General features: G+C 73.4%; 15 protein-coding genes. 4 read left to right on the forward strand and 11 right to left on the reverse strand.

The genetic code is table 11. From position 1 onward, the window contains the following. The first annotated feature begins 182 nt into the window (after window positions 1-182). Window positions 183-1,067 (forward strand): SGNH/GDSL hydrolase family protein, encoded by an 885-nt coding sequence (locus ABEB00_RS15435; protein WP_345620192.1) that lies wholly within the window; start codon window positions 183-185, stop codon window positions 1,065-1,067. Window positions 1,068-1,103: 36 nt separating this feature from the next. Here ABEB00_RS15435 and ABEB00_RS15440 read toward each other — a convergent pair whose 3' ends face one another. After that, a complete protein-coding gene (locus tag ABEB00_RS15440; RefSeq protein WP_345620193.1) occupies window positions 1,104-1,895 on the reverse strand; it encodes an alpha/beta fold hydrolase in 792 nt (263 codons plus the stop codon). A gap of 66 nt (window positions 1,896-1,961) precedes the next feature. Here ABEB00_RS15440 and ABEB00_RS15445 point away from each other — a divergent pair, with 66 nt between their 5' ends. Continuing rightward, window positions 1,962-2,618 (forward strand): maleylpyruvate isomerase N-terminal domain-containing protein, encoded by a 657-nt coding sequence (locus tag ABEB00_RS15445; protein WP_345620194.1) that lies wholly within the window; start codon window positions 1,962-1,964, stop codon window positions 2,616-2,618. Between the two features lie 40 nt (window positions 2,619-2,658). On the opposite strand, the gene paaK is transcribed toward ABEB00_RS15445, so the two are convergent. The 6 genes from paaK to ABEB00_RS15475 form a co-directional block, all read right to left on the reverse strand. Then, entirely contained in the window at window positions 2,659-4,005 is a 1,347-nt protein-coding gene (gene paaK / locus ABEB00_RS15450) for a phenylacetate--CoA ligase PaaK (protein WP_345620195.1), read from the reverse strand. Window positions 4,006-4,095: 90 nt separating this feature from the next. Beyond that, window positions 4,096-4,605, reverse strand: coding sequence for an NUDIX hydrolase (locus ABEB00_RS15455; protein ID WP_345620196.1), 510 nt, complete (start codon window positions 4,603-4,605; stop codon window positions 4,096-4,098). 25 nt (window positions 4,606-4,630) lie between these two features. After that, window positions 4,631-6,259: a sodium/solute symporter gene (locus tag ABEB00_RS15460; RefSeq protein ID WP_345620197.1), complete on the reverse strand. Its 1,629-nt coding sequence runs from the start codon at window positions 6,257-6,259 to the stop codon at window positions 4,631-4,633. Then, window positions 6,256-6,702: a DUF485 domain-containing protein gene (locus tag ABEB00_RS15465; RefSeq protein WP_345620198.1), complete on the reverse strand. Its 447-nt coding sequence runs from the start codon at window positions 6,700-6,702 to the stop codon at window positions 6,256-6,258. Before ABEB00_RS15465 ends, ABEB00_RS15460 begins: the two co-directional genes overlap by 4 nt. Before the next feature lie 190 nt (window positions 6,703-6,892). Beyond that, window positions 6,893-8,155 carry a cation:proton antiporter domain-containing protein gene (locus ABEB00_RS15470; RefSeq protein ID WP_345620199.1) on the reverse strand — a complete coding sequence of 421 codons (1,263 nt, stop codon included), beginning with the start codon at window positions 8,153-8,155 and terminating at the stop codon, window positions 6,893-6,895. Between the two features lie 287 nt (window positions 8,156-8,442). Beyond that, window positions 8,443-9,405: a zinc-binding dehydrogenase gene (locus ABEB00_RS15475; protein WP_345620200.1), complete on the reverse strand. Its 963-nt coding sequence runs from the start codon at window positions 9,403-9,405 to the stop codon at window positions 8,443-8,445. 149 nt (window positions 9,406-9,554) lie between these two features. Between ABEB00_RS15475 and ABEB00_RS15480 the strand changes: the two genes are divergently transcribed. Both ABEB00_RS15480 and ABEB00_RS15485 read left to right on the forward strand, forming a co-directional pair. Then, window positions 9,555-10,502 carry a methionyl-tRNA formyltransferase gene (locus tag ABEB00_RS15480; RefSeq protein WP_345620201.1) on the forward strand — a complete coding sequence of 316 codons (948 nt, stop codon included), beginning with the start codon at window positions 9,555-9,557 and terminating at the stop codon, window positions 10,500-10,502. A gap of 92 nt (window positions 10,503-10,594) precedes the next feature. Next, window positions 10,595-10,813 carry an MbtH family protein gene (locus ABEB00_RS15485; RefSeq protein WP_345620203.1) on the forward strand — a complete coding sequence of 73 codons (219 nt, stop codon included), beginning with the start codon at window positions 10,595-10,597 and terminating at the stop codon, window positions 10,811-10,813. 22 nt (window positions 10,814-10,835) lie between these two features. Here ABEB00_RS15485 and ABEB00_RS15490 read toward each other — a convergent pair whose 3' ends face one another. From ABEB00_RS15490 to ABEB00_RS36055, 4 genes are read right to left on the reverse strand one after another with little or no spacing between them, the layout of a single operon-like run. Next, a complete protein-coding gene (locus tag ABEB00_RS15490; protein ID WP_345620204.1) occupies window positions 10,836-11,663 on the reverse strand; it encodes a GvpL/GvpF family gas vesicle protein in 828 nt (275 codons plus the stop codon). Further along, window positions 11,663-11,974, reverse strand: coding sequence for a gas vesicle protein K (locus ABEB00_RS15495; RefSeq protein WP_345620205.1), 312 nt, complete (start codon window positions 11,972-11,974; stop codon window positions 11,663-11,665). Before ABEB00_RS15495 ends, ABEB00_RS15490 begins: the two co-directional genes overlap by 1 nt. Next, window positions 11,958-12,947, reverse strand: a complete 990-nt coding sequence (gvpJ, locus tag ABEB00_RS15500) for a gas vesicle protein GvpJ (protein WP_345620206.1) — start codon at window positions 12,945-12,947, stop codon at window positions 11,958-11,960. Before gvpJ ends, ABEB00_RS15495 begins: the two co-directional genes overlap by 17 nt. Next, a complete protein-coding gene (locus ABEB00_RS36055) occupies window positions 12,944-13,528 on the reverse strand; it encodes a gas vesicle protein (RefSeq protein WP_425586497.1) in 585 nt (194 codons plus the stop codon). Before ABEB00_RS36055 ends, gvpJ begins: the two co-directional genes overlap by 4 nt. Window positions 13,529-13,543 lie beyond the last annotated feature (15 nt).

Raw genomic sequence — 13,543 nt, forward strand, 5'->3', positions numbered from 1 at the left:
CGGCGTTTCGCCGGTGATCGTCGGCGGTTCAGGAAGTCCGGTCGCGCACATTGACGTGTGCACGGCATCAGCCGCACATTACTTATCGGTAGAACCGATCGGTAAGGCCCGCATCCGGCACCTCACGGCAGGTGGGGGCGCATGTCGTCACGCTCCCCGCCGCTTCAGAGAAGAGAGAGCACATGGCAAAGCCCCCGCGTCATGTCAGGTCCGCGACCGCCGTCGCCGGCGCGCTGGCCCTCGTCCTCACCGGCGTCACCGCATCCGCCGCCACCACCGCGCACGCCGCCCCGGCCCTCGACTACGTCGCCCTGGGCGACAGCTACAGCGCCGGCTCGGGCGTACTGCCCGTGGACCTCACCAATCTGCTCTGTCTGCGCTCCACGGCGAACTACCCCCACGTCATCGCCTCCCGAACCGGCGCCCGGCTCAAGGACGTGACCTGCGGCGCCGCCCAGACCAAGGACTTCTCCGAGAGCCAGTACCCGGGAGTGGGCCCGCAGTCCGACGCGGTGAGCGCCGGGACCGACCTGGTCACGCTGACGATCGGGGGCAACGACAACAACACCTTCATCGGCGCCCTGCTGGCCTGCGGCTCCGCCGGTCTGCTCAGCGGCGGGAAGGGCAGCCCCTGCAAGGACGCGAACGGCACCTCCTTCGACGACCAGATCGAGGCGAACACCTATCCGGCGCTGAAGAAGGTCCTGGGCGACCTGCGTGCCAAGGCCCCCGGCGCCGAGGTGGCCGCGCTGGGCTACCCCTGGATCACCCCGCCCACCGCCGACCCGTCCTGCTTCGCCAGACTGCCCGTCGCCACGGGCGACGTGCCCTACCTGCGCGCCATCCAGGCGCACCTCAACGCCGTCGTCGAGCGGGCGGCCGAGGAGACCGGCGCGGTCTACGTCGACTTCTCCCAGGTGTCCGAGGGGCATGACGCCTGCAAGGCGGACGGCACCCGGTGGATCGAACCGCTCCTCTTCGGCCGCGGCGTCGTCCCCGTCCACCCCAATGCCTTCGGTGAGCGGCGGATGGCCGAGCACACCATGGACGTCCTCGGAATCGGCTGATCCCGGGGAGCGAATCCGGGCCGCGCGCGGGGGCGCTCAGCCCCACAGCTCCCGCAGCGCGGCGTTGACCTCGTCGGGGCGCTGGGTGTGCGGGTAGTAACCGGCCACCCGCAGCAGCCTCGCGCCGACGGCCTCGGCCACGGCCTCGGCGCAGGCGGCCAACGGCTCGCCCGCGTACCTGCGGTAGAGCTCCGGCGCGCCGTCCCAGGTCCCGCAGATCACCAGGGTCGGCCAGGGCGCGTCCCGCAAGGGTTCCAGGGGCACGCTCGCCTCCCACACGGGACGTTCCCGCATCGAGGTGGCCACCGCGCGAAGGCGCCGCGCGGTGGGCTCGGGCATCGGCATCCCGAGGCCCTCGGTCGACGCACGCAGATACTGCTCGGGGGTGACCGACTCCGGTACCCCCGCACTCTCGCCGACCCGGTCCAGCATGGCCCGCACGACCGGATGGCCGGCGGCGGCGGAGAAGGCGGACGGCTGGATGAGGGCCAGGGACCGCACCAGATCGGGGCGGCGCCCGGCCGCCAGCATGGCCGCGAGTCCACCGTTGCCGTGTCCGACCAGATGCGCGCCCCCGGGCTGCCGAGCGAGCAGCGCCACCAGATCGTCGGCGTCGGTCTCGAAGTCGCCGCGGTCGGTGTCGGGGCTCGCGCCGTAGCCGCGCCGGTCCACCAGCACCAGCGGACGGTGCTCGGCCAACGGCCGCTGGGCGGCGAACCCGTACGCCTCGTCGCTGCCCCAGGTGAAGATGTTGTGAACGAAGACCGCGGGCGTGCGCGTCCGCTCACCGCGGGTCTCGTCCCACACCGTTCGGTGTACGCCGGTCACGGCCACCCCTTCCGCTCGCCCGTGCCCTGCTTGTCCCCCGTCGGGGCGGCGCACTACCTTCTGGGCGTGGCTCTCTTCACCCGCTCCTGGGCGGCGCTGCGCGCGGCGGTCGCCGATCTGCCGGACGCCGACTTCGCTCGGCCCTCCGGCTGCACCGGATGGCTCGTCCGGGATCTGGTGTGCCACCTGGTCGTCGACGCGCAGGACGTCCTGATCACCCTCGTGTCCCCGGCCGAGGCGGAACCGACCCGCGACGCGGTGACGTACTGGGAGGTCGCCGACGCCCCGCCGGCCGGCGACGACCCGCTCGACGCGCTGACCGTCCGGCTGGCCGCCGCCTACCAGGAGCCCTGGCTGCTCAGGTTCCACCTGGACGACGTCGGGTCGGCCGCCGGCCGCGCCGCCGGGTCGGCCGACCGCGATCGACGGGTGACCACCCGCGGCGAGGTCCTCACGGCGGGCGACTACCTCGACGCCTACGTCCTGGAGTGGACGCTGCACCACCTCGACCTGGTGGCCCGCCTCCCGGACGTGGCGGGCCCGCCCGCCGAAGGGCTCGCCCGTTCCCGCGCGATGCTGGAGGAGATCGCCGGGAGCGCGTTCCCCGCCTCGTTCTCCGACGCGGACGCGCTGCTCGTCGGCACCGGGCGACGCGAGCCGACCGGCCCGGAACGGACGGAACTCGGCGGCCTGGCCGGACGTATCCCCTTCGTGCTCGGGTGAGGGCCGAGGCGCGGGCGCCCCCCTGCTCCCGGCCGGCGGCTCAGGCCCCGCGCTCGTCCTCGACCCGGCGGAGCTTGCCGACGGACCGCTCCAGGGTCTCCGGTGCCACGACGGCCACCTCCACGCTGATGCCCACGCCGTCCTTCACGCCCCTGGCGATGGCCGCGGCGGCGCTCTCGCGCTGCTCGGGACCCGCCGTCGGCCGGGCCTCCACCAGCACCGTCATATGGTCCATCCGGCCGCGCCGGGTGAGCCGGATCCGGAAGTGCGGGGCCACCCCGGGGGTGCGGAGCACGACCTCCTCGACCTGGGTCGGGAACACGTTCACCCCGCGCAGGATGATCATGTCGTCGCAGCGTCCGGTGATCCTCTCGACCCGGCGCATGCCGGGCCGGGCCGTTCCGGGCAGCAGGCGGGTCAGGTCGCGGGTGCGGTAACGGACGACGGGCAGCGCCTCCTTGGTGAGCGAGGTGAGCACCAGTTCGCCGCCCGCACCGTCGGGGAGGGTGTCGTCCGTGAGCGGGTCGACGATCTCCGGGAGGAAGTGGTCCTCCCACACGTGCAGACCGTCCTTGGTCTCCACGCACTCCTGGGCGACGCCGGGCCCCATCACCTCGGAGAGCCCGTATATGTCGACGGCGTGGAGATCCATGCGCTCCTCGATCTCGCGGCGCATCTCCTCCGTCCAGGGCTCGGCGCCGAGCACACCTACCTCCAGCGAGGTGGCGCGGGGGTCGACGTCCTGCCGTTCGAACTCGTCGAGCAGGGTCAGCAGATAGGACGGGGTGACCATGATGATCCCGGGCCGGAAGTCCTGGATGATCCGTACCTGGAGTGCCGTCATGCCGCCCGAGGCGGGGATCACCGTACAGCCGGCGCGTTCGGCTCCGTAGTGGGCGCCGAGACCGCCGGTGAACAGGCCGTAGCCGTAGCCGATGTGCACCGACTGGCCCGCGCGCCCGCCCGCCGCCCGGATCGAGCGGGCGACCAGGTCCGCCCAGTTCGACAGGTCCGCCGCCGTGTAGCCGACCACCGTGGGCCGTCCGGTGGTGCCGCTGGAGGCGTGCAGGCGCCGCACGTCGGCCATCGGGACCGCGAACATGCCGAAGGGGTACGTCTCGCGCAGATCGGCCTTGGTGGTGAACGGGAACCGGGACAGGTCCGCCAGGACCCGGCAGTCCTCCGGGCGGACCCCGGCCGCGTCGAACTTCCTGCGGTACAGCTCCACGTTGTCGTAGGCGTGGCGCAGCGTCCACCGCAGGCGGCGCAGTTGCAGGTCCCGCACCTCCTCGCGCGACATCCGTTCGGCGGCGTCCAGCAGGTCCGCCGGAGGAGGCCCGCCGAGGCGGCCCCGGGCGGCGGCCGACGCGGTCCGTTCGCTGGTCATGGCGGCTCCTCGGATTCGGTGTCCGCCGTACCGACCGACCATTCGGTCAGGGTGCGGCACGGTCAACAAACCAAGCCGCGCCACGCCCTGTCAAGAGGGGAACGGCGGACCGGGCGGCACCGTGCGGCGGACGAGGCGGGCGAGGCGGGCGTCGATGTCCGAGACCCGGCCGGGCAGGGGTGCGCGCAGGTCCCACCAGCACAGGGCCTCGATCTCGTCGTTCGCCTCGAACGGGTGACGCCGCGGCGCCCGGCCGGTGAAGAGCGCGCCGTACTCGGCACGGCGGGCCGGACCGAGCAGGAAGCCCGCGAAGCCCACGAACCGCAGCGGGCCGCCGGGCTCCTGCCCGCTCTCCTCGCGCAGTTCGCGCAGCGCCGCCCGGCGCGGGGTCTCCCCGGCCTCTATCCGGCCGCCGGGCAGCTCCCACCGCCCGCGGTACCTGTCCAGGACCATGGCGACCTCCCCGCCGTGCCACAGCGCGGTGAGCGCCAGCGGCAGCGGGGCGTCGCCGGGCGGATCGTCCTCCGCGCCGGGCGTGAAGGAGACCAGCAGGTCGTCGCGGCCGTCGGCGGCGGGCGGTTCGGGCGGGGGAGCGGGCACGCGGGCCTCCTCGGGCGGCTCTGGCTCAGGCGTCCGGACTCCAGCCCGGCCGGCGGCGCGGCGGTCCGGCGAGGATGAGGTGCTCGACGGCGGCGTACCGCTCCCGCTCGCGCCGCGCGCCGCGCCGGCCGCCCAGCATCGTGCCGACCCAGCCGAACGCGAAGCCCAGCGGCACCGACACCAGGGCGGTCGTGGTGAACGGGAACCAGTTGAAGTCGGCCTCGGGAAAGGCGGAGGTCGGGGAACCGGAGACCAGCCGGGTGCCCGACATCAGCACCAGCGTGACGAGCGAGCCGCCGATCAGGGTCGACAGCACCCCGGCCCGGCCGAACCGCCGCCAGAACAGCGAGTACACCAGCGCGGGGGCGATCGCCGAGGCGCCCAGGCAGAACGACAGCGTCGCCAGCGGCTGGAGGCTGCGGTGCTGCGCGAGCGCGGCCAGCAGGACCACCGGCACCCCCACGACCAGCGCCGAGACCCGGGCCAGGGTCATCTCCCGCAGCGGCGTCATCCCCTCGCGCCGGGAGGCGGCGACATCGTGCGCCAGCGAGTTGGCGCAGGCCAGCGTCATGCCGGCGACGGACGCCAGCAGGGTGAGGAAGATCGCCGCGGTGACCGTGCTGAACAGCAGGCTCTCCGTACGGGAGACCCCGGGACCGAACGCGGCGCGCGCGCCCAGCAGATACGCCGTGCTGCCGCGCGGATCGGCGGCGGTGATCCCGGCCCGGCCGACCAGCGCCGTGGCGCCGAGCGCGATGACGGTGATGACCAGCATGAACAGGGCCACCGACGACACGGCCCAGGACATCGTCCGCCGGACCTGCCGGGCGCTGCCCGCGGTGTACATGCGCATGGTGACGTGCGGCAGGCAGGCACCGCCCAGCACGATGGCGACCTGGGTGCTGATCATGTCCGGCCCCGGATGCGGGCCGTCCGCGAACTGCAGGCCGTAGCGGAGGAACGCCTCGCCCGCCCCGCTGTTGCGTGCCGCCGTGTCGACCATCGTCCCGGGATGCCAGTCGAAGGCGCGCAGGACGAGCACCGCGACCACGAGCCCGGAGCCCAGCAGGATCACCGTCTTCAGGATCTGGATGAGCGCGGTGCCCCGCATCCCGCCCAGCGCCGCGTACGCGATCATCAGCAGGCCCGCGCCGACGATGCATCCCGTCTTCATCGGGCCGGCGGAGAAACCCAGGATGAACGAGAGCAACTGCCCCACGCCCGCCAGTTGCACCACCATCATCGGCGCCAGCGAGAGCAGGGTCACCGCGGCGGCGGTGATGCGCACCGAGCGCCCCGGCATCCGCCGGCCCAGCGCGTCGCCCATCGTGAACCGGCCGATGTTGTGCAGGGGCTCGGCGAGCAGGACCATCAGCAGCAGCAGGGACAGCAGGGTGCTGAGCGCCAGGACGACGCCGTCGAAGCCGCAGAGCGCGATGACCCCGCCGATGGTGAGCACGGTCGCGGCGGAGATGTAGTCGCCGGCCACCGCCAGCCCGTTGCGCAGCGGCGACAGCGTCCGGTAACCGGTGTAGAACTCCTCCAGGTCGTCGCGGTCGGGGCCGGTCAGCACGCACAGCAGCAGCGTCACGGTGACGACGCTGCAGAAGGCGACGAGGGACCAGGACTGCGCGGAGCCGCCCATGCCGGTCATTCCCGCGGCCGCCCGTCGCCGTCGGCCGGGCGGGCGTAACCGCTGACCTTCCGGGCGAGCGGATCGACGTACCGGCGCGCGGTGTACTCGAACAGGATGACGGCCAGCCAGGTGACGGGCACCTGCGCGAGGGCGAGCAGCAGACCGGTGGGCAGGCCGCCGGGGGCGGGGCGTGACATGAAGGCGGGCGCCTCGACGGTGAGGGTGAGGAAGACCGCGAAGTAGCCCAGGGCGGCGAACGTGGCCACGCGACGCTGCCACCGGCCGGCGCGGCGCAGGACCCGCAGGGCGCGGTGGTATCCGGACCACGACGCCGGCCGGGCCCCGGCCCCCGGGCCGGCCCCGGCCGGCGGGAGCGGCACCGGCGGGTGCGCGGCGGTGGGGGAGGGGGCCCGTCCGTTGTGCCGTCGGACCGGGTATGACTCCGAGCTGTCGTAGGACATCCCAAACTCCTCACGGCGGCGTGCTCGCACGCTATGCGGGCCCCGGGCGACGCGGAGGGGTTTCCGTAGAACTTCCCGGCAGGGGCCCTCACCCCCGCTGACCTCGCGTGTTGCCCCTGCTGCCGTTGGTACGGGCGGGACGGCGGTGACCCGAGTGCCGCCCGCGACGCGCGTCACCGCGCGAGGCGGATCACCGCGCCGGGCGCACCTCGGGTTCGCGCGTCTGCGTGGCCTCGTGGGTGTCGTCCTTGGCCGGCGGGCCCAGGAGCCGGCCCAGCAGCGGGCCCGCCATCGCGGTCGTCACCACCGCCATGACGACCATCAGGGAGTACAGCTCCCGCTCCAGGATGCCCAGTTGCAGACCGACGTTGAGCACGACCAGTTCGGTCAGGCCCCGGGTGTTCATCAGGGTCGCCAGCGCGGCGGCCTGCCGGGACGGCATCCGGTTCAGGCGCGCGGCGGCGTAGGCGCCGGCGAACTTGCCGCCGACGGCCACCACGAGGATCAGCGCCAGGTCGCCCAGACCGGCCGTGCCGAGACCGGACAGGTCGACCTGGAGACCGGTGATCAGGAAGAACACCGGCAGGAGCAGGGTGCCGCTCATCTGGCCGAGCCGGTTGTGCACCTCGCCGCGGAGCCGCTCGGTGCCGGCCCGCGGGAGGATCACGCCGAAGAGGAAGGCGCCGAAGATGTAGTGCAGGCCGAGCCACTCGGTGGCGGCGGCGGAGAGCAGCAGGCCCGCGAGCATGCAGGCGAACAGGGTCGGGGTGAGGCCCGCTCCGGGCCGGCGGGCCATCAGCGCGCGCACCGCCGGGCGCAGGACGAAGAACATGCCCAGCAGGTAGGGGACGGCGAGCAGGATGCGCCACTGGTCGGGTCCGGCGGCACCGCTGAGGGCGACGACACCGGCCAGCAGCGACCAGGCGAGGACGTCGTCGAGGGAGGCGCAGGCCAGGGCCAGCACGCCGAGCGGCGTACGGGACATGCCGCGGTCGGTGAGGATCCGGGCCAGCACCGGGAACGCCGTGATCGACATGGCGATGCCCATGAACAGCATGAACGCCGTCTCGTCGGCGGTGCCGTGCTCCTCCATCAGGTGCAGGGCGAGGAGCATGCCGAGTCCGAACGGCAGCAGGATGGAGCAGAACGACACGGTCGCGGCGAGGCTGCCGCTGCCGCGGATCAGGGCCGCGTCCCACTCCAGACCGACGAGGAACATGAAGACCGCGATGCCGACCGCGGCCAGCGCGCTGAACAGGGGCCGGGTGGCGTCGGGGAAGAGGGCGTCGGAGACCGTCCCGTGGAACAGGGTCGGTCCCAGCGCGATGCCGGCCAGCACCTCGCCGATCACCGCCGGCTGGCCGAGGCGGCGCGCCACCACCCCCAACAGCCGTGCCAGCAGCACGATGACGGCGAGTCCGACGAGGAGCGACGTGGTCTGATGGGCGGTCATGACATCCGTCTCCGTCTGCTGCGGGAAGGCCCGGGAAGCTCTGAAGAGGCGATCCTTGCCACGCCGCTTCTTCCGTGAACTCCTCTTCGGGCCTGTTCCGAAGCACGCGAAGCGCACGGGGGCGCGCGTACGGGCAGGCGCGCTCCACTACTTGCGAGGGGCTTACGCCGGAGCCCGTCGCCGGGCCCCTCATGCGCCCCCCGAGCGCCCCTGTCGCGAGCCACCGCGCCACCTTGCGTCGGCGGGAGGCCGGGGGACGCCCCCGCCGCCGGACCGGCGGTTCGGGGTCACGGCGTCAGCACGATCCTCCCGAAGACCTCCCCGGCGTCCATCCTCCGGTGCGCCTCCGCGGCCCCGTCCAGCGGCAGGACCGTGTGGACCACCGCGGCCAGTTCGCCGCGACCGACCGCCGCGAGATGCTCCTCGCGCACGGCTCGGGCGGCGGCCGGGGCGACGGTGGCCGCGCTGAAGGCGGCGAAGGACAGCGACTTCTGGAACGCGTCCATCACCTTGGTGCCGAAACCGGCCGGCGGCATGCCCCCCACGGCGCCGACGACGACGAGCCGCCCGTTCGGGGCGAGCCGGTCGATGAAGGCCGGCAGGTCCGTGCCCGCCACCACGTCGATGATGACGTCGTAGTCCGCGGGAGCCTCCGCCGGGCCGTCGCCCCGGCGGTCCAGTACATGGGTCGCGCCCAGGGCGCGCAGCCGCTCGCCACGCTCGGGCGACGACGTGGTCACCGCCACCGCCGCCGCGTCGCCGCGGGCGGCGAGCTGGACCGTCATGATGCCCAGGCTTCCGGAGGCGCCACGCACCAGTACCCTCTCGCCGGGGGCGAAGCGGGCGTGTGCGAGTCCGAAGTGCGCCACGACTCCGGCGCTGCCGAGCGTGACCGCGTCGACGGCGGACACGTCCGCGGGCAGCGGGAGCACGTCCCGGACCGGGACCGCGGCCTGCTCCGCGTAACCGCCGCTGTTCCCGGTGGCGGCCCAGACCCGCCGGCCGGTCCACGACCGCGCGACGCCCTCGCCGACCGCGGTGACGACACCGGCCACCTCACCGCCCGGCACATGCCCCGGCCGGAAGCCGTGGGCGGCCAGCGCACCCCTGCGGATCAAAGTGTCCACACCGCTGACGCCCGCCGCCTCCGTCGCCAGCAGCACCTCTCCGGGCGCGGGCACGGGTGCCGGCCGCTCGACCACCACCAGCCCCTCAGGGTCTCCGAACTCCTTGATCTCGATCGCCTTCATGCCTGCTCCTCGGTCTCACGGGGTGGTCGGGGCCGTGCCCGGCCGCCGTTCCCACAGTCTCCCCCCTCCGGCACCGGCGGGGCGTTGCGTCCTTAGGTAAGCCTTGCTTTACTGGCTGCGGCCGATGCCCTGCCCGGAGGAGGAGCCCCATGCGGGTCGTCATGTTCGGTTACCAGACCTGGGGGCACCGGACCCTGCGCGCGCTGCTGGACTCCGACCACGAGGTGGTGCTGGTGGTGACGCATCCCCGAAGCGACCACGTCTACGAGAAGATCTGGAGCGACTCGGTCGCCGATCTCGCCGAGGAGCACGGCGTTCCCGTACTCCTGCGCAACCGGCCCGACGACGAGGAACTTCTCACCCGTCTGAAGGAAGCCGACCCCGACATCATCGTCGCCAACAACTGGCGGACCTGGATACCCCGGCGCGTCTTCGGCCTGCCGCGGCACGGCACGCTCAACGTCCACGACTCGCTGCTCCCGAAGTACGCGGGTTTCTCCCCGCTGATCTGGGCGCTCATCAACGGCGAGTCCGAGGTGGGCGTCACCGCGCACCTGATGGACGACGACCTCGACGCCGGCGACATCGTGCGCCAGGAGGCGGTGCCGGTCGGGTCCGAGGACACCGCGACCGACCTCTTCCACCGGACCGTCGACCTCATCGCCCCGGTCACCCTCGGCGCCCTCGACCTGATCGCCTCCGGGCAGACGGAGTTCACCAAGCAGGACCGTTCGCGGGCGAGCTTCTTCCACAAGCGGTCGCTGGAGGACAGCCGCATCGACTGGACCTGGCCGGCCGAGGACCTGGAGCGGCTGGTCCGCGCCCAGTCCGAGCCGTACCCCAGCGCCTTCACCTTCCACAAGGGCCGGCGGCTGGAGGTCCTGGCCGCCCGCGTCTCGCGGGAGCGCTACGGCGGTACCCCCGGCCGCGTCTTCTACCGCGAGGGCGACGGCGTGGTGATCGTCACCGGGGCCGACGCCCGCACCGGCCGCCGCCACGGGCTGGCCCTCAGACGGGTACGCACCGACGACGGCCACGAACTGCCCGCCACGGAGTACTTCACCGCCATGGGCGGCTACCTCACCTCGCACCCCTGACCCCGCCCCGCCCGGCCCGCTGATCCCACCCGCTGTCCCCACCCGCTGTCCCCACCCGCTGTTCCCACCTGCTGATCCGACCTGGAGGAGAAGTGACCAACCCGTTCGAGGACGAGGACGGCACCTATCTGGTGCTCGTCAACGACGAGGGCCAGCACTCCCTGTGGCCCTCGTTCGCGGACGTACCCGCCGGCTGGAGCGCGGTCCACGGAGAGGACACCCGCGCCGCCTGCCTGGAGTACGTGGAGCGGAACTGGACCGATCTGCGGCCCAAGAGCCTGATCGGGAGCGTGGCCGCCGCCCCGGAGTGACCCCGGTGCCGGCCGGCGCCCGCTACTTCTCGTACGAGCTGTAGCGGTCGTCGGTGAAGGAGTAAGGGGGCCAGGGGCCCAGGAACCGGATGCGGGCGCTGGGTTCGCGGATCCGCAGCGCGCTCAGCAGGCTGCCGACGGCGTCGATGTCCTCGTCGCGGACCAGCAGGGCGGCGGAGAGGACACCGGTCTCGTCCGGGCCGGTGTGCGCCGAGCCCCGCTCGCGCAGGTCCTCCGCGACGGTGAGCAGGTCGTGCCGGATCTCGGCGTGCAGGGAGTCGGCGAGCAGCCCGGCCGCGTTCTTGGCCTCCTGCTCCTGCCGCTTGGCCAGCAGCCGGCGCATCCCGGGCGAACGGCCGGCCACCTCCGCCGTCAGCTTCGACGAAGCGGCGTGCGCCACGGCCGCCGAGCGGTCCAGGGCGATCTCCACCCTGAGTTCGCACCGGCCGGACAGCTCGTCCAGCCGCTCGGTGATCTCCGGCGCCTGCTCCCGGACCCAGTGCGCCAGCCGCTCCTCGGCGCTCGGACCGCCGTCCGCCGCCGGGCCGTCGGGCGAGTCCGCGTCCGGGGAGGCGTCCGCGACCAGGACGTTGAAGGTCATCGGCAGCAGGCTGCCGGTGCGTTCCCAGACGGTCGTCACCGCCTCGTTCTGCTCGGCCACCCAGCGGCGGACCTGCTCGTCGCCGCCCTGGAAGGGGGTCGGCGCGGCGTCGTGCACCAGCGCGGCGAGCTGCGTGCCGGGTACGTGCAGCAGCCGCAGCGGGCGGCCGTCCAGGCCGGTGACACCGTCGGCGGCGTCCGCGCCGTGCCGGAGGAGCGCATAGACGTACAGCGCCGTGCGATCGGTCATCAGCGCGTCTCCTCGGCCCAGCGCCGCGGGTTGATCAGCTTGTCGACGACGTCGTCGACCACCTGGTCCAGACCCCGGTGCAGATCGGCGACGGAGGAGGTGATGCCGTGGTCGTCCTTGATCTGCTCCAGCGCCTCGTCCAGTTCCAGCAGGGCGTCCGCCAGCCGCTCCATCTCCTCCATGGTGAGGTCGCTGCCGTTCATGCGGCGCATGGCCTGCCGCTCCAGGGCCTCCTGGATGACCTCCACCAAGGTGACCACCAGGGACAGCACCCCGTGCTTCAGGCTCTTCTCGTCAACGGTCAATGCCATGGTGTTCACCCCTGGGCTCGCTGTCTTCGGTCGGTCGTCCGCCGGCCGCCGCGGCACCGGCCGCGGCGAGCCGCTCCCGCCAGGCCGCGGGGTCGTCCGCGGTCAGCCGTACCTCGCCCCGGGACGCTGTCCGCAGCAACAGTACGGTGCCGCCCCCGGCGGGCGAGGACCCGGCCTGCCGCTCCACGGCCGTGATCTCCGCCGTCGGCAGGACGAGGGCGGGCCGGGAGTCCACGGGGGACTTCCAGGTCAGGCGGTCGGCGGTCAACCGCCCCTGGCCGCCGCGCCACAACATCTCACCGCGCCGCGGCTCCTGGTACCACAGATGCCCCTCGGCCAGCGGTTCCTCCTCCTCGTCGGCGGAGGTGAAGGGGAAGGCGAAGGGCTTGACGAGACGCCCGCCGCACGCGTCGGCGAGCAGGTCGCGCAGCTTCCCGGGCTCGCGGGCCGACAGACGTACGTCCTGGCCGTCGGCGAGCGTGACGCGCAGCCGCAGCCGTTCCTCCCCGCCCACCGTGCGCTCGGGCTCCAGCGTCACGCCCGCGACCGAGTCGAGTTCGGCCTGCCAGAGGGTCTCCCGGGGCTCCTCGCGCAGGACGACCAGGCGCCGGTCGGTGAGGCACACCGTGCCGGGCCGCCAACTGGTATAGACGCCCTCCGCCAGCAGGTGACCGCCGCTCATGCGGCAGACGACGGCCTCGCCCTCACGCAGGTCGAGGGCGCGGCGTACCGCGGACCGCTCGGCCCAGGCGCGCGTCGCCTCGTCCCAGTCGCGCATCATGCCGTACTCCAGCATCGTCTCCATGCCGGCGATGGCGGCCCGGATGCTGACGCCGATCAACGGGATGTCGGCCACGGCGACGATGAGGTCCAGGTGCAGGACCGCCCCCTTGTTGAGGAGGACCTCCACCAGGTCGTCCAGCGTCACCCGCGGATCGCGGCTGGGCCGCATCGGGGGCTGTGCCGTCGTCACGCCGGACCGCTCCCGCCGCGTTCCGTCTCCTTCTCGTCGGCGTCGGTACCGGTGTCGGTATCCGTGTCGGCGTCGGCGTTGGTGTCGTCGGCGGCCTCACCGGCGTGTGCGTCGTCGTCGCCGTCGTCGATGCGGTCCGGGTCCGCGTCCCGCTGGAGCACGGCCCGCTCGCCCGTGCCCTCCTGGAGCAGGGAGTGCGCACTGCGCCAGCCGCACCACGGGCACCACTGGTTCAGCAACTGCCCGGTGGGCGCCCGCTTCCCGCACTGCGGGCAGGTCTCCTTCTCCTCGCGCGCCTCCCGCCAGGCGGCGGTCTCGGTGTCGGTGCCCGACGGGAACTCCAGGCCGTAACGCGCGGCCGTCTCGAAGGAAGCCAGTGCCGCCCGCAGGCGGATGCCGAGCAGCTCCACCCCGGCCACGGAGACCATGATGTCGGCGTTCAGGACGAGGCCCTTGTCCAGCAGGGTCTCGATCACGTGCGCCAGGCCGCCGTCGCCGTCCCGGCTGGGGCGCAGCGGCGGCGCTCCCGTCACCGACAACGCGGGCGTCGAGGGGCCGCGCCGCGCCGCGGCGGGCTGCATCGCGCTCCCGCTCGA

This window comes from Streptomyces ziwulingensis, assembly GCF_039542605.1.
In the GTDB taxonomy this organism is placed as follows: Bacteria; Actinomycetota; Actinomycetes; order Streptomycetales; family Streptomycetaceae; genus Streptomyces; species Streptomyces ziwulingensis.

What these genes read in the sequence shown, in the direction of transcription:
- ABEB00_RS15435 (WP_345620192.1), top strand. Translation starts at nt 183, where the DNA reads ATGGCAAAGCCCCCGCGTCATGTCAGGTCCGCGACCGCCGTCGCCGGC.
- paaK (WP_345620195.1), bottom strand. Translation starts at nt 4,005, where the DNA reads ATGACCAGCGAACGGACCGCGTCGGCCGCCGCCCGGGGCCGCCTCGGC.
- ABEB00_RS15460 (WP_345620197.1), bottom strand. Translation starts at nt 6,259, where the DNA reads ATGACCGGCATGGGCGGCTCCGCGCAGTCCTGGTCCCTCGTCGCCTTC.
- ABEB00_RS15465 (WP_345620198.1), bottom strand. Translation starts at nt 6,702, where the DNA reads ATGTCCTACGACAGCTCGGAGTCATACCCGGTCCGACGGCACAACGGA.
- ABEB00_RS15470 (WP_345620199.1), bottom strand. Translation starts at nt 8,155, where the DNA reads ATGACCGCCCATCAGACCACGTCGCTCCTCGTCGGACTCGCCGTCATC.
- ABEB00_RS15475 (WP_345620200.1), bottom strand. Translation starts at nt 9,405, where the DNA reads ATGAAGGCGATCGAGATCAAGGAGTTCGGAGACCCTGAGGGGCTGGTG.
- ABEB00_RS15480 (WP_345620201.1), top strand. Translation starts at nt 9,555, where the DNA reads ATGCGGGTCGTCATGTTCGGTTACCAGACCTGGGGGCACCGGACCCTG.
- ABEB00_RS15490 (WP_345620204.1), bottom strand. Translation starts at nt 11,663, where the DNA reads ATGACCGATCGCACGGCGCTGTACGTCTATGCGCTCCTCCGGCACGGC.
- ABEB00_RS15495 (WP_345620205.1), bottom strand. Translation starts at nt 11,974, where the DNA reads ATGGCATTGACCGTTGACGAGAAGAGCCTGAAGCACGGGGTGCTGTCC.
- ABEB00_RS36055 (WP_425586497.1), bottom strand. Translation starts at nt 13,528, where the DNA reads ATGCAGCCCGCCGCGGCGCGGCGCGGCCCCTCGACGCCCGCGTTGTCG.